11 protein-coding genes are annotated in these 15152 nt (G+C 72.5%); 8 read left to right on the forward strand and 3 right to left on the reverse strand.

The genetic code is table 11. The features are described 5' to 3' along the window. From ABEB28_RS11915 to ABEB28_RS11930, 4 genes are read left to right on the forward strand one after another with little or no spacing between them, the layout of a single operon-like run. A complete protein-coding gene (locus ABEB28_RS11915; protein ID WP_345728102.1) occupies positions 1 to 2787 on the forward strand; it encodes a glycerol-3-phosphate 1-O-acyltransferase in 2787 nt (928 codons plus the stop codon). Then, the gene (locus ABEB28_RS11920; RefSeq protein ID WP_376980330.1) at positions 2781 to 4244 is read left to right on the forward strand and encodes an HAD-IB family hydrolase; all 1464 of its coding nucleotides are present in this window, start codon (positions 2781 to 2783) and stop codon (positions 4242 to 4244) included. The genes ABEB28_RS11915 and ABEB28_RS11920 overlap by 7 nt, the downstream gene beginning before the upstream one ends. 21 nt (positions 4245 to 4265) lie before the next feature. Beyond that, the gene (locus tag ABEB28_RS11925; protein WP_345728104.1) at positions 4266 to 4826 is read left to right on the forward strand and encodes a hypothetical protein; all 561 of its coding nucleotides are present in this window, start codon (positions 4266 to 4268) and stop codon (positions 4824 to 4826) included. After that, positions 4820 to 5707 carry a hypothetical protein gene (locus tag ABEB28_RS11930; protein ID WP_345728105.1) on the forward strand — a complete coding sequence of 296 codons (888 nt, stop codon included), beginning with the start codon at positions 4820 to 4822 and terminating at the stop codon, positions 5705 to 5707. Before ABEB28_RS11925 ends, ABEB28_RS11930 begins: the two co-directional genes overlap by 7 nt. Positions 5708 to 5711: 4 nt before the next feature. Here ABEB28_RS11930 and ABEB28_RS11935 read toward each other — a convergent pair whose 3' ends face one another. Next, the gene (locus ABEB28_RS11935) at positions 5712 to 6218 is read right to left on the reverse strand and encodes an SEC-C metal-binding domain-containing protein (protein ID WP_345728106.1); all 507 of its coding nucleotides are present in this window, start codon (positions 6216 to 6218) and stop codon (positions 5712 to 5714) included. A gap of 127 nt (positions 6219 to 6345) precedes the next feature. Here ABEB28_RS11935 and ABEB28_RS11940 point away from each other — a divergent pair, with 127 nt between their 5' ends. Both ABEB28_RS11940 and ABEB28_RS11945 read left to right on the forward strand, forming a co-directional pair. Then, positions 6346 to 7053, forward strand: coding sequence for a histone deacetylase (locus tag ABEB28_RS11940; RefSeq protein ID WP_345728620.1), 708 nt, complete (start codon positions 6346 to 6348; stop codon positions 7051 to 7053). Between the two features lie 851 nt (positions 7054 to 7904). Then, positions 7905 to 8666, forward strand: a complete 762-nt coding sequence (locus ABEB28_RS11945; protein WP_345728107.1) for a PP2C family protein-serine/threonine phosphatase — start codon at positions 7905 to 7907, stop codon at positions 8664 to 8666. On the opposite strand, the gene ABEB28_RS11950 is transcribed toward ABEB28_RS11945, so the two are convergent. After that, positions 8632 to 9180 carry a GNAT family N-acetyltransferase gene (locus ABEB28_RS11950; protein ID WP_345728108.1) on the reverse strand — a complete coding sequence of 183 codons (549 nt, stop codon included), beginning with the start codon at positions 9178 to 9180 and terminating at the stop codon, positions 8632 to 8634. The two genes, ABEB28_RS11945 and ABEB28_RS11950, sit on opposite strands and share 35 nt — an antisense overlap. A gap of 223 nt (positions 9181 to 9403) precedes the next feature. Next, positions 9404 to 10882, reverse strand: coding sequence for an expansin EXLX1 family cellulose-binding protein (locus ABEB28_RS11955; protein WP_345728109.1), 1479 nt, complete (start codon positions 10880 to 10882; stop codon positions 9404 to 9406). Between the two features lie 669 nt (positions 10883 to 11551). Here ABEB28_RS11955 and ABEB28_RS11960 point away from each other — a divergent pair. Then, positions 11552 to 14185, forward strand: coding sequence for an ATP-binding protein (locus ABEB28_RS11960; RefSeq protein ID WP_345728110.1), 2634 nt, complete (start codon positions 11552 to 11554; stop codon positions 14183 to 14185). Between the two features lie 131 nt (positions 14186 to 14316). Next, positions 14317 to 15129 (forward strand): LuxR C-terminal-related transcriptional regulator, encoded by an 813-nt coding sequence (locus ABEB28_RS11965; protein WP_345728111.1) that lies wholly within the window; start codon positions 14317 to 14319, stop codon positions 15127 to 15129. Positions 15130 to 15152 lie beyond the last annotated feature (23 nt).

Consider the following 15152-nt stretch of genomic DNA (forward strand, 5'->3'; position numbering starts at 1 on the left):
GTGCGCGACCCAGAAGCAGAATCCGTCCAGCGCGGGACGCTGTACCTGGTCCAGTCGGACACCCCACAGGAACGGCAAGTGATCGCCGCCTGGCTCACCGAGCAGCTGGGCGCCGAGAACGGCGACCGCGACAGTGGGCGGCTGGTCGTCGACCTGACCGACGAACGACTCCACGAAACCCTCGCGGACGCCGGCGACCTGCTGGTCACCCCGCTCCGGGTGGCCTGGCTCCCGGCCGAGGAGAGCGACAAACCGCTCGCGAAGGTCCGTACGGCCGTGGTCCGGATGGGCGCCCGCCGCAAGCAGGCGACCGTACAGCGGCTGCTCCTGCGCCGCGGATCCGACCGGCACCGGGTACTGGTCGGTGAGCCCGCCACCGTCGACGACCTGCGCGAGCGGTGGCAGCGGCAGGCGTCGGCAGGCAATCGAGCCGACTTCGCGCGGTTTGTTCAGCGCCAGGCCGTGCTCGCCCTCGACCGTGCCGAGCGCGCGCTGATCGGAAGCCAGTACAAGGTCGCCCGGTACGTCGTTGAAGAGATCACCGCGAGCCCTCGCTTCCGCACCGGCGTCGAGAAGCTCGCGGTCGAGCTGGACCTGCCCGTCGAGGAGGTCTACCAGCGGGCGCTGACCGCGCTGCAACAGATGGTCGCCGCCCAGAGCCGTCGGGCGATCGACGCCTGGAACCGCCTCGGCCGGTACTTCTCCCGCGCCTACCGGGTAACGGTCGACGACTCGAAGGCCGACGAACTGCGCGAGCTCGGGCGCAAGTACCCGCTCGTGTTCCTGCCCAGCCACCGGTCCTATCTCGATCCGCTGGTGCTCCGGCCGGCGCTGCTCGCCCACGGCCTGCCGCTCAACCACGTGATGGGCGGCATCAACATCGACTTCTGGCCGGTCGGGCCGCTGACCCGCCGCAGCGGTTACGTGTTCATCCGGCGCAGCATCGCCGACGACGCCGTGTACCGCTGGGTCCTCCGCGAGTACATGGGCTACCTGCTCTCCAAGCGCTTCAACCTGGAGTGGTACATCGAGGGCGGCCGCAGCCGCACCGGCAAGCTCCGCCCGCCCCGCTACGGCCTGCTCACGTACTTGGCCGAGGCGTTCCGGTCGAGCGGCGCCCAGGACGTCTACCTGGTGCCGGTCGCGCTCAGCTACGACCAGCTCTACGAGGTCGGCGTGATGGCCGAGGAGGCACACGGCGCCGCGAAGTCGCCGGAGAGCTTCGCCTGGTTGCTCAAGTTCAACCGGGCTCAGGACACCCAGCGAGGCCACGTCCAGGTGCGGTTCGGCGAGCCGCTCTCGCTGCGGAAGGCACTCGCCGACGAGCCCGACACCCGCCTGGCGGTGCAGAAGACCGCCTTCGAGGTCAGTCACCGGATCAATGAGGCCAGCCCGGTGATGCCCCGGTCGTTGGTCACGCTCGCCCTGCTCGGGATCGAGGACCGCGCGCTCACCGTCGCCGAGGTCACCGCCGTCCTCGACCCGCTGGTGGCCTACTTCTCGGCACGTGGGCTGGCCAACCGCACCGGGCTCGGGCTCGCCGACGAGCGCGGCGTCCGCCACACGCTGGACGAGCTGGCGAACGCCGGGGTCGTCGAGCGTTACGACAAGGGCATCGAGCCGGTGTATCGGGTCGGCCCCGACCAGCACCTGGTCGCCGCCTTCTACCGGAACAACACGATTCACTTCCTGATCACGCGGGCGGTGGCCGAGCTCATGCTGCAGGCTGTCGCTGCGCGACAGCTCCGTTCCGAGGCGCACGCGGACGCTGCGCAGCCGGGCACCGCGGGTGCGGCGGCCGCCGCACCGAGCGAGATGGCTCTGCTGGAGTACGGCTGGCAGGCCGCCCTGGCGCTGCGGGACCTGCTCAAGTTCGAGTTCTTCTTCAGCGACAAGGAAGCGTTCCGGACCGAGCTGCACCGCGAGCTGGCGTTGATCGACCCGGACTGGCGGTCGCGCCTGAGCGACCCGGACGGCGCCGCGACGCTGCTGGCCTCCGCCCGGCCGCACTTGGCCCACCGGGTGCTGCAGCCGTTCCTGGAGGCGTACTGGGTGGTCGCCCAGCGGCTGGCCGCGCGCGATCCACGTCAGCCGGTGGAGACCAAGGCGTTCACCCGGGAGTGCCTGGACGTCGCCAGGCAGCTCCGGATGCAGCAGCAGCTGGCCAGCACCGAGTCGATCTCCGGGGAGCTGTTCGCCACCGCACTCAAGCTGGCGGCGAACCGCGACCTGGTCGACCCGGGCCGGGACGAGGTGCGCCGGGCTCGGCAGGAGTTCGCGGACGAGATCGACGGCTGGGTCCGCCGGGTGCGCCAGGTGCGGACGCTCGCCCTCGGCGGAACCGGCTCCTCCGAAGGCCCGTCCGCCGAGGCGGCGGCCGATCACCCGTCCACCGGGGGTCCGCCCGGCGGATCCGACCCGGGCGGCTCGGGAGCGGCCGGACCCGATCCGACTGCTGCCGAAACCGAGACGACCGGCGCCGGACTCGGGACGACCGGCGCCGGACCCGATCCGACCGCTACCGGCGCCGGGGCCGGGACGACCGGCTTCCGGGCGGCCGGCTCGGAAGCGGACGGTCCAGAGGCGGGCGGTTCGGAGGCGGGCGGTCCGGAGGCGGGCGGTCCAGAGGCGGGCGGTTCGGAGGCGGGCGGTCCGGAGGCGGGCGCCGTCGGCGGCACGACCGAGGCGAGCCACGGCTCGGCGTCCGGATCGCCGGGAGCAGCTGACAGCGCCGCGTCGCCGACCGTGACGGTGAGCGCCCGCCGACCGGGGGTATCTCGATCGTGAAGCTGAACGATCGACTGGCCGAGATAGCCGCCGGCCCACAGGGGCCAAGCGTCGGCGCGTTCTTCGACCTCGACGGAACGCTGATCGACGGCTATACGGCCGTGGCGGTCTACCGGGACCGGATCCGGAAGCGCGACGTCGGCCTGCGAGAACTCGGGCAGACGCTCGGGCTCGCGCTGGACATGCGTCTCCGCGGCGCCGACCTGGACGCGCTCGCCGCGTTCGCGGTCGGAGCGCTCGCCGGACGCCAGGAAGAGGACCTGGAGGAGTGGGGCGAGCGGCTCTTCCGGCAGCAGATCGCCGGGCTGGTCTATCCCGGGGCGCGACAGCTGGTGGAGGCGCACCGCCGGGCCGGACACACGCTGGTGATGGCCACGTCGGCAACCTGGTTCCAGGCCGGTCCGGTGGCTCGCGACCTGGAGCTCGACGACGTGCTGTGCACCCGGCACGGGGTCGCCCACGGCATGCTCACCGGCCTCCTGGACGGTGGGGCGCTCTGGGGACCGGCGAAGGCCCGCGCGGTCGAGGCCTACGCGGAGCGGGCCGGGATCACGCTGACCGACAGCTACGCGTACTCCAACGGCGCCGAGGACGTGCCGTTCCTCGCGGTGGCCGGCTACCCCTGTGCGCTCAATCCGGACGGCGACCTGCCCGCCGCAGCGTTGCTGCACGACTGGCCGGTGCTGCGCCTCGACCCGCCGGGGAGTCACTTCGGGGTCGGTGCGCTGGTCCGGACGAGCGTCGCGCTCAGTGCGTTGCTGGGGTCGGTCGGGCTGAGCACCGGCGTCGGGCTGCTGAGCCGCTCGCGGGCGACGGCGGCGAACCTGGCCGGCTCGATCGGCCCGGATCTGGCTCTCTCGCTCGCCGGGGTGCGCCTGCGGGTGAGCGGGGAGCACAACCTCTGGGCGCGGCGTCCGGCGGTCTTCATGTTCAACCACCAGAGCGGGCTGGACATGGCGATCCTGGGCAGCCTGATCCGCCGGGACGTCACCGCGGTCGTGAAGAGGGAGGCCCGGTCCGACCCGCGGTTCGCCGCGATCGGCGCGCTCCTGGACGTCGCGTACGTGGACCGTGCGGCCGGACGGGGGCGTGCCGCGCTGGAGCCGGCGGTGGCGAAGCTGCGGGCCGGTGTGTCGATCGCGATCGCGCCGGAGGGCACCCGATCGCCGACACCACGGCTCGGACGGTTCAAGAAGGGCGGCTTCTACCTGGCCGTGGAGGCCGGGGTACCGATCGTGCCGATCGTGATCCGGAACGCCGGGGACCTGATGTGGCGGGACTCCCTCCTGGTGCACCCCGGCACGGTGGACGTGACGGTGCTGGAGCCGATCGAGACCGCGGAGTGGCCGATCGACGAGATCGAGAAGCTGGTGGACGTCGTCCGCGCGCAGTACGAAGCCACGCTACGGCAGTGGCCAGGGGACCACGCGCCTGTGGAAACCGAACACAGCTCGTGAGGAGATCGCTACCGTTGATTCATGTGGACGGCGCGCGCGTTGGCGGCGGCGTGTCTCCTCGTGGGTGCCGCCTGTAGCGGCGCGGAGAACTACGGATCGCTCCCACCCGCGGCCCCGAGTGCCGCGTCGGCCGGGGCCTCGTCGGCGGGCGAGCCGTCCGCCGCGTCACCACCGCACTCCGCGGTCGAGGTGGACGTGCTGGCGCAGTACACCCGCTTCTGGGCCGAAGCCCTGCCCGCTGCGGCGGCCGCACCTGCGAACCGGCGGGTCGCGGTCCTCGCTCCGGTGACGACCGAGCCGGAGCTGAGCCACGTGGTCCGCAGCCTCGCGGTGCTGGAAGCGAACGGGCAGACGAACTACGGCGCCGACGTGCCGGTGCAGCAGGTCGTCCGGGTCGACGGCTCGCTCGCACTGGTCGAGGGCTGCCTGGACTCCAGTCGATCGGGGGTGGCCGAAGCCTCCACCGGCGCACCGGTGACCCGGGGCGTGCCACGCAACCCGGTCCGCGCCAACCTCGTCCGGGGTACGGACGGCCGCTGGCGCGTTTCGGCGGTGACGTACCCGCGGGGCGCCACGTGCTGAGCTCCGTGCCGGCCCGCCGCAGCACGGTGCCCCGCCGCCGCAAGGCGGCCCGGCGAGGAAGCTGCTGGGCGCGACCCGGGCGATGGTTGGTCGCCGGGGCGCTCGTCGGATGTCTCGCAGCGCTGACGTCCCCCGCAGCGGCCGCCCAGGCGGGAGAAGACCCGGTCACGGTGACCGGGGACAACCGGCGGTCGGTGGACATCACGGTCCGCGACGACGGACGATCCGCCACCCGGCCGTCCCGTCCGCGGGCGCCGACCGCCGCAGACGCTCCGGAGGCGTGGGACGAGGCCTGCATCGTGCCCAACGCGTCGACGAGCCTGCTCTGCAACGTCGGCAGTGGCTCGGCTCCGGGCACGGCACCGGACGACGTCGTCGCGCTCGCCGTCGAGGCCAGGAGCCGCTTGACGATTCCGCTGCCCCGGCCGACCGTGCGGCCGCTCGTCCGGTTCGCCGACGGCACGACCGGCGGGCTCACCGGCGCTCCCGCCTGGCTCTGGACCGACCCGGCGCACTGGCAGCCGTCCGGGACGCCGCTGACCCGTGAGGTCCGGGCGGGTGCGGTGACGGCGGTGGTCAGCGCTGCCCCGGTCCGGCTCACGTGGCGTCCGGGTGACGGGAGCCGAGTCGTCTGCCGCACCCCCGGGACGCCGCTGGAGGACCCGCGCCGAGGCCCGGCCGGATCACCCGACTGCGGCCACACCTACCGCCGGACGTCCGCGGACCGGCCGGGCGGCGAATACCGGGCGTCGGTGGCCATCACCTGGGCGGTGACCTGGGCCGGGTCGGACGGCAGCGGCGGAGCACTCGCCCCGCTGGTGGTCACCACGACGCTGGCCTACCCGGTCCGTGAGGGCCGGGCCCAACTCGTCGGTCCCTGATCCGTCAGCCGCGGGCCGCGCAGCACTCTCGGTAGGTCGCGCCGGACCCGCACCAGCACTTCTCGCGCAGCGCGGGCGGCCAGGCCGTCACCGTGGTGCCGGCCCGCCCGAGCTCCGCCGCGTACGCCGCCCGGGTCTCGGACACCGCCGGGTCGAGGTCGCGGGCACGCGCGAACTCCGCCAGCCCCTCCACGCTCATCGACGCGACGCCGAGCGCCGCGTCGGCGTTCTCCGCGTGCCGCCGCAGCATGACCTCGACCATGCGCCGGTGCGTGTCGTGCTGGTCGCCGTACTCCGGGACGAGCCGTGGCCAGCGCGCCGCCATCGCGTCCCACTGCTCGGCCGGCCAGTAGGCCAGCACACGGGTGATCTTCGTGGGTTTCTTCTTCCGGCCCGAGTTCTCGCTCCGCATCCGGGACAGGCTGCGCAGCCACGAGTCGATCCGGGCGTCCAGCGTCGGCTCAGCGGGCTCGGTGGGCCTCGTACCCGACCCGTCGCCAGACACAGTCACAGTTCGGAAGCCTACGCGCCGACGGAGCAACCGCCTCGGCGGTCACTGCCCACCACCTACAAGCGCGCGCCACCACCCGCCGCCGCGTGCCACCGCCGCGAAAAGGTTCACTGGAGGGGTGACCCGGTTGGTGTGGTACGTCGCGTACGGCTCGAACATGCATGCGGACCGCTTGCGCTACTACCTCACCGGCGGGCGTCCGCCGGGCGCCGCACGCACCTATCCCGGGTGCCGCGACCCCCGCCCGCCCCGTCGCACGGTCCCGGTTTTCCTCCCCGGTGGCATCTACTTCGCGCTCGAGTCCCGCACCTGGACCGGCGGCATGGCGTTCTACGACCGAGCGCTGCCCGGCCGGGCAGCCGCGCGCGCCTACCTGCTCACCGCGGGCCAGTTCGCCGACGTCGCGGCCCAGGAGATGGCGCGGCACCCGGACGAGGACCTCGACCTGGCCGAAGTGCTGTCGACCGGCCGGGCCCGGCTCGGACCGGGGCGGTACGAGACGCTGGCGTCCCCCGGCGTCCTCGACGGGCATCCGATGCTGACGTTCACCGCGCCGTGGGCGTGCGGGGACGTCGAGCCCAATCCGCCGGCACCGCGCTACCTCGGTCTGATCGCCAGCGGGTTGCACGAGGCCCACGGCTGGGACGCCGCCGCGTTGACCGCGTACCTCGCCGACCGGCCGGGCGTCCGCGGCCACTGGGCCCGGGACGCCGTCGCCGACCGGGTCGGACGGATCGAGTTCCGCTGGACCGCCGCCGGTCAGATCAACGGCGGTGGCGGCACCTCCCCGGACGAATGCACGCCTACCGACAATTTCCATTCGAAGAACGGATAACCGAGCACCCGCTCGAAACAGCCACCGCCGACGGGCGCGGAATACGTTATTCGCCGTCCGTCCGGCACCGAAATAACTGCATTCACCGGGGCGTCGCCCGATCGCCGGTCGCACACGGCGAGCGCGCGGGCGCGGCGCCCGTCGTGCGCCGCGGAATCGAGCCACGCCTCCCCCGCCAGCCCTCCGCCTTGACGAGCGAAGAGATACGTCTGACGGCTGTCTCCCTCGGCGAAGTACCGCACCCCGAACGTGACCGGATCGGCCGCCTCCGCGGCGGTAGCCGTGCCCGTTCCGACGCCGAGGAGAATTCCCGCCGCGAACGCGGCGATACGAACGAGAACCACGATGCACCTCCCACTGGATTCGACGCATCGAGAATGCGCCCCTCAGCGGCGAGAAATGCCTCGTCCCCAGCCCGAATAGTTGTCCCCGATGCCGAATTCCGTCCTTGACATTCGGCCCTCGCACGAGAAGCACCCGCGACGCGGCACCCGCTCGACGCCCCGCCAGAAGGCCGCCAGCCGCCCCGGCGGCGGCTGGAAGGCGCCCGGAGGCGGCCCGAACGGAGCCCGAACGAGGGCTCGAACGGAGCCCGAACCGGGCTCGACGACGCCCCGGCATTGGGCCACCACCAGACGTCGCGGCGCGGACTGGGTACCATCCGCGCGGTGACGTCGGTCAACGGCGTCCACAGTGAGTCTCGGTCCGGGCTGCGGCGTCCCCCAACGCGACGAGCGGTGGTGAGCCACGCCCCGGACGCTGCTGCTTTCCGCGTCGAGCGGCGCGGAAAGCAGCACAGGATGCTGGCGGGGCATAGCCTGTCGCCACAGAGCCGGTAGAGGAGGTCCACGGTGACCAGGGTCGACGTAGTCGCGGTGACGCATCACGGCCTGGTCCGCGGCCGCAACGAAGACACTCTGGCGGTGGCGGGGTTCCTCTCCGGCGCGTTCGAGAACGAACCGGTACGGCTCCAGGTGAACACCGATCGCCCGGTGTCGTTCTTGGTGGCGGACGGACTGGGCGGTCACGTCGAGGGCTTCCGCGCCAGCCGGCTCGCCGCCGCGCTGCTCAGCGACGCGACGCCTGAGCTGCACGACGAGGAGTCGATCGTCGCCGCCGTCCGGGGAGCCAGCGACGCGGTGTTCGCCGAGATGGCGCACAACCCCGACTGGTACGGCATGGGGACGACCGTGGTGGGGCTCGTACTCGACGGTGACCACGCGTTCTGCTTGAACGTCGGCGACAGCCGCTGTTACCGAGTGGCGGACGACGGCGCCCTGGAGCAGCTCTCGATCGACGACTCGCCGCCGCTCGACCCGGCGTCCGGGCGGCGCTTCACCACGATCGTCACGCAGACCCTCGGCGGAACCCGCCAGGAGAGCGTCATCCACCCGCACGTCTCCGCGCACCGCGTGGTGCCCGGCGACCGGTTCCTTCTCTGCAGCGACGGCCTCACCGACTACAGCGAGCCGGAGGCCCTGCCCGCCGCGCTGGCCAATCCGCACGCCGATCCGGTGGAGAGCGTCAACGCGCTGCTGCACGCCGCGTTCGAGGGCGGCGGCAAGGACAACGTGTCGATCATCCTGCTGAAGGTCGTGGAGACCGGGGACTGACCCCGACGACGCCGTCGGCGGACCCGAGCGTCCGCCGCATCATCACGCAGTGGGCTCGTCGGCGGACCGGCCGTCCCCCGGCATCCACGGCGTCCCACTCCTCGCCCTCCTCACGGGTGACCCGGTAGCCCAACCGCGTGTACAGACGACGCGCGCCGGTGTTCGTCGCCTCCACACCGAGTTCGGCGTGCGCTAAACCCCGCCGCTGGATGCGGTCCTCCGCGGCCCGCACCAGCAGCGTCCCGAGGCCACACGAGCGGAACGCCGGGTGCACGACGAACTGCCAGAGCCAGCCGGCGTCCGGACGGCGGCGGTAGTCCACCCCGCCGACGCCCAGCGGGAGATCACTCGGACCGCACACCGCCAGGTAGTCGACGGCTCCGGACGCCCGCCGACCGAGCGCAGCGGAGATGTAGCGGAGGTGGGTCGGCGAACCGGTCCACGCGCACCCCGCGAGGTCGGTATGCAGGAGGTCGCGGACGACCAGGTCGACGGTGACCGTGGCGGAGGCCATGCGGCCATTCTGAGCCGTCGACGCGTACGCCGCCGGGCGTTGCACCGTTGCCGCCCCGGTACGGGACAGAAATGTGCAAAGCCTCGGCTACTCCGGGTTCAGCGCGAGGAACGCGGCTGACCGGCGGGCGGCCTACTGAGTTGGGGACCGATCGGACCTCGCCGTGCCGATGCCGGGCGTCGACGCCCTCGCTTGGGCAACAACCGCCGTCGCCCCCCTGGGCCTAGCCACATGAGTTCCGCCCCGTGTATTCGGCCGTCGTTTCCTCAGCGCGTGGTACCGCCAGGGAGGACGACGGCACTGGGTTCGCAGCGATTTCCTCGGACGCGGACGCGTCCGGGGTCACCGCGCTCTCCGTCGTGTCGTCGGTCTGGTCACTGTTACTGTCACCGGCCGCCGCCAGCGGGGCGTCGGCCGAGGAGTCGGCGTCGTTCGCGGACTCCGCGGAGGCGCCGTTCGTCGGCGCCTGGGTGGTCTGCTGGGACTTCTGCGGCCCCGGCGTCGCTGTCTTGGTGGGCGGGGCGGTCAGCACACCGTCGCCGAGCGCGACCGTGGACTGCTGCACCGCGCCGGGGGTGAGCGTGACGTTCGGAATCGTCGCGGTACGACCGGCGTTGTCGGTGACCCGCACCGAGAAGGGACCGCCCCCGACGCCGCCTTCGGCGACCCAGTAGTTGAACGACGTCCGGCTGAGCGCCGTGAACGCGGTCGAGCCGGCGCCGCTCACCTCGACCTTCGTCAGCGGATTGCCGTGGTTGTCGATCAGGAGTGCCAGCCAGAACTCCGACGACCCTTCCTTGACCCGGACGCTGAGGTCAGCGGGGACCGACGGGTTGCTGACCGCGCTGTAGGTCACCGGTACGACGCCCGCTTGCGGGTCGGCGATGCGCGCGAACGCTTCCCGACTCAGGTCGATGTGACCGGCGGTGCACTCCGGGCACTGGTCGACGATCTTGACCCGGACGCTGCCCGTGGGGCCGGTGACGTCGAGGTAGCCGCCGCAGGCCGCGCTGTCGGAGTAGTCGTCCGGGCCGAGCGCGACGTAGAGGTCGTCAGCCGGCAGCGTCGGGTACGAGCAGTTACCGGTGCCGCCGTCGTAGAACGTCGCTTCCCCGCTCGTCGTCACTCCGGCGGGTGGCACCGCGGCGCACGCGGTACCGGCGAACTGGGCGACGCCGGTGACGAACGCGACCGAGCAGAGCACGGCACCGCCGGTCAGGCTCGGCGCGAACCAGCGACGCCGTAACAGCCGCCGTAGGCCCGCGAACCGCCCCTCGGTCCCGGCCGCCGGTTGCCCGGCCACGAGCTGGGTCTCTGCCGTACCGGCCCGAGTGAACGGGCTACTGGGACCGGACTCCGGCCGTCCCGACCAGCCGCCCGTGTCGAAGGACGGCGCAGTGGCGCTGACCGGCGTCCGCCCCGTGGCGGGCGACGCGCTGGAGGTGCCGTTCGTCCGCGCGGCGGCGGCACCGGAGATGGCGCTGGTCGCAACGCTCGGAACGGCACGGCGACGCGGCTCGGGGTCACGGTGCCGACCGCGACCGGACTCCGCGGGCTCGGCAATCTGGCGCAGTTCCCCGGTGTCTCCCGACCGGGCACGAGCGCGCGCACCGCCGTCCCGCGACCGTGGCGCCCCGAAGAAGTCCGTCTCGGCCAGCAGGTCCCGTGCGTCGTCCGCCCCGTCCCGACGTGCGCGGGTCACGCCTCAACGCCTTCGTCGAACGACGCCCTGCTGGCCAAGCTGTTGCCTCCACCGCTCCACGCCGGACGCACCTGCACCGGCACCGGCCGAACCCCGGGTCGACCGACGGACACCTAAACGGCTCTCATGGTGCCGGGCCCGGCGTGCGCGCTCCAGGCTCGGACGGCCGGTTTAGGCGGGGCTTCGGGATGTCTTAAGCCGGACGAAGTTCGGTACCCGGACGGGGGACCGAGCACTCGGCCGTCCCGGCGGGTTAGCGCCTGCACATCAGGCCTGCCCCCCGCTGCCGCCAGTTTGGGGGCATACTCGCACCCGCGCCATTGCGGAATCCGGTTCCGGGGAATCCACAGTGTCCATCGGCGTGTTCTGCGCCCGCTCGGCGGCGTCGCCGCCGAGCGCCATTTCGCGGCCGTAGATCGCCTTCCGACTACTCGACCCGATCACCCCGAAGTCACTGAGCGAACCCTTTCCCCGGATTGAACACGCAAAGTCATCACGAACCCGAACGCGCGCGGCGCCCAAACTCCAAGAACGGAAACGCCAGGCGGCGTGACGTACCCAGGAGCTGGGGAAGACCTCATACCTGAAGGTTTTTCGTGTTTACCGACGGTGTGTTAAGCCCCATAAAGAGCAAATTGGCAGAACCGACGACAGCGAAGGATAGAGCGGATGCCGCTGACATTGGTCTCCGCATTACGCGGTAGACCGGAGCACGTGCCGGCCGACTTTCCGGACGACGGCACGGCGCCCGCCCCGGAAGGCGCAGCACCGTCCTCCGCGCTCCTGTCGGGAAAGGTCGGCTTGGGCCCCGTGGCCGCCCGTTCCGGGGCCGTGCTGCGGTTCGCGTGGTGCGTCGTCGCTCCGGTGGTCGCGTACGGCAGCGGACCGGTGGCGGCTCCGTCGTACTGGCGGGACGTCTTGCTGGCCGGAGCCCTGCTGTGGGGGGTGAGCGCAGGGGCGGTGTGCTGGCGCGGACGTCTCCCGTACTGGCTCGTCCTCGGTGATGTCGCGGTCTCCGCCGGACTACTGGTCGCGATGGTCCGGCTGGTCCCGGCCGAGTTCACCGGCGCCGCCGGAAGCTGGGTCGTCGGCTGGGCAGGCGTATCCGTCCTGCTCGCCGCCTGGCGCCTGCGGGCCTCGCTCGCCTGGCTGCTGACGTTGGGCACGGTCGGCGCCTATCTGGTCGGGTCGCGGCTGGCGGGCGTGGAAGCCGAGAGCACCGAACCGTTCGGGCTGGCCCGGCCGATCGCCGCGACCGCGCAGGCGATCGGCGTGCTACTCGCACTGGCCGCGATCGGGCTCGTGCTGGTCCGGCTGGTCCGGCTCGGGGCCACGAACGCGGGCGGCACGATCACGGCGCGTAACGTCGCCCGCCAGGAGGACGAGGTCGAACGCGCCCGCCTGCACGACCGCGGCGTGCGTCGCCTGCTGCTGCACGACACCGTGCTGACGACGCTGACCGCGATCGCGCGAGGTGGGCTGGAGGGCCGGGCGGACGTCGTCCGCGCGCGGTGCACCGACGACCTGGAGTCGCTCGCCCGCGATCCGGAAGCGGACGCACCGATCCGGACCGGGAGCCAGCTGGTGGCCGTCGTCCAGCGCCAGGCCGAGTACCGCGGGCTGCGCGTGTACGTCGCGACCGGCGCTCCGGACGACCCGCTACCGGCCGACGTGGCGGCGGCGTTCGCGGCGGCGAGCCGGGAGGCGCTCTCCAACGTCGAGAAGCACGCAGGCACCACCGAGGTGGGGGTGGCCGCGCGCGGCGCGGACGGCTGGCTCGAACTCACGATCCACGACCGTGGACGCGGCTTCGACCCGGCGACGGCACGCAGCGACGGTCTCGGCTTGTCGAAGTCGCTCGCCGGTCGGATGAACGCGGTCGGCGGAACGGCCGCCGTGCAGTCGGCGATCGGGCGCGGGACCGTGGTGACGTTGCGCTGGTCGGCCGCGGACGCCGCGCGCGCCGGCCGGCTTCCCGCCCCCCGCGCCGCGACCGACGGCCAGCCACCGGCCGACGGCCACGGTTCTTCGTCGGCGGGCGCCACCCCAGGCCGCACTGCACCCGGCGACGGCGTCGCCCGCAACGGCATCGCCCGCAGCAGCGTCACCCGCCGGTCCGGAGGGCCCGCAGCCGACCTCGCGGAAGAACGTATCCTCGCTGACCGGTACACCCGCTACGGCCTTCTCGCCCTCGCCTGGATCGGCCACTTCTGGCACGCGCTGAGCCTCGGCTTGCTGATCACCAGCTGGTCGGAGTACCGGTCCGGCTGGGTCGCGGTCGGCGGCTGGATCGTGCTCTTCCTGATCACGTTCGTCCAGGTCTATCTCGTCACGTTCGCGGGCAAGCGCGGTCACCCCTCGGACTGGATCGACCACCACGCCTGGTGGATCACCGGCGTCTCGGTCGCGGCCGCCCTCGTCGTCCTGCTCGACTGCACGCCCGACGGCCTGCTCACCCCGGCGAACTGGCCGATCGGCGTCCTGGGCTGGATCCTCGCGGTGTTCGCGCTGCGACGCCCGGCCCTGTTCGACCTCGCCTGGCTGGCGATCGCGCTGACCACGTTGATCGCGGTCGCGATCGAGTGGGACGGCTCCACCACGGCGCTGGCGATCGCGCTGGGCGTGGTCTTCGGTGCCGGGGTTCCTCAGGTCGGCGCGCTCGTCATCGTCTTCGAACTACGGCGGCACGCGACCGCGGCCGCCTCCGCCCTGGCCGAACAGCACGGGTTGGACGCCGCCCGCGCGGCGCGGCAGGCGGTGATCAGCGATCGAACTCAGCGGGACGCGGCGCTCAACCGGGACCTGTTCCCGCTGCTCCGCGCGCTGGCCAACGGCAGCGCTGACCCCGACTCGCCGCTCGTCCGACGCCGCTGCGAGCTCGCCGCCGCCGAGGTCAGGGCGCTGGTCGACCACGACGACCTCACGACTCCGATAGCGACGCTGGACGCCGTCGCCGCGGTCACCCGCAGCGCCCGGCAGCGCGACATCGTCCCGATCGTCCACCTCGGAGAAGGGCTCGACGTCCTCTCTCCGGGCTGGCAGCGGACATTCGCCCAGCTGGCCGACCGAATGCTGGCCGAGGCCCTGCCCGGTGAGGCAACGCTCACCGTACGGGGTACTCCCGACGAGGTAGCGATCACGTTCTGTTTCCCGACCGGCACCCCGGCACCGCTCCTCGAGTCGGTGGCGGTCGGCGTCGGCAATCAACTGGTGCCGGACCGTCGAGTCCGGGTGGACATCGAACCCGATATGACACGCAACGCCTGGCTGGAGGTGACATGGGACACGAAATCGGTGAAGTGATCCGCGTCGCGGTGGTCGACGACGACGAAATTCTGCTGCATGGAATTCATGCCTGGTTGTGCCACGGAAACCCGCGACCCGATGGACCGACGGACGGCCTCGAGATTCGCGTGGTCAGAACCGCGAAGTCGGTGACCGAGCTGCTCAGGCCGTCCACGAACGGCACCTCGCCCGGTCACTCGCCGATCGCCGGCTCCGCATCACTCGGGGGCCACGCACCGCTCGGGGGTCACGCCCCGCTCGGGAACTCGGCCGCCCTCGGCGTGCAGGGTCCGACCGGCCGTCCGGCGCCGATCGTCGGCACGGCCTCGGTGGCCGGAGCGATACCCGCGGGTGGAACCCCGGGGCGCCGCAACAACGGCGTCACCCGACCGGTCGACCAGCTGCGGGCCGACGTCCCCCCGATGCGTGAACGCCCGCACTCCGAAGAGCCCCGCCTCGCGCCGGTGGCACTCCTCGACCTCCGGCTCCGGGACGGCCGCCGGGTCACCGACAACGTGCGTGCGCTGATCGACGGCGGCTACGCCGTCGTCACCTGCAGCACGATCGACGACGCCGGTCTGGTCCACGAGGCGGGCCGGGCCGGAGCACTGAGCTACGTCCGCAAGTCCCGCGAGGCCGGGGAGATGCGGCAGGCACTGGCCGCCGCCGCACACGGTGAGCGGCACGTGTCGCAGAGCCACGCGGCGCTGATCCAGCGGGCGCGGTCCTACGGGGTGCCGGAGCTGTCCGGCCAGGAGCGAGAGGCGCTGCGCCTCTACGCCTCCGGCCTGACGATGTCGAGCGTGGCCCGTCGGCTCAACGTCAAGCAGGGAACCGCGAAGAGCTACCTCGACCGGGTGCGGGACAAGTACGAGCAGGCCGGCCGCGCCGCCCGGACGAAGCTCGAGCTCCGCGACCGGGCCGTGGAGGACGGCGTGCTCAGCTCACCCCGGCTGGAGTGAGCTGTGGCCGGCGGCGGCTGGCC

It is taken from the genome of Cryptosporangium minutisporangium, from assembly GCF_039536245.1.
Classification (GTDB): domain Bacteria; phylum Actinomycetota; class Actinomycetes; order Mycobacteriales; family Cryptosporangiaceae; genus Cryptosporangium; species Cryptosporangium minutisporangium.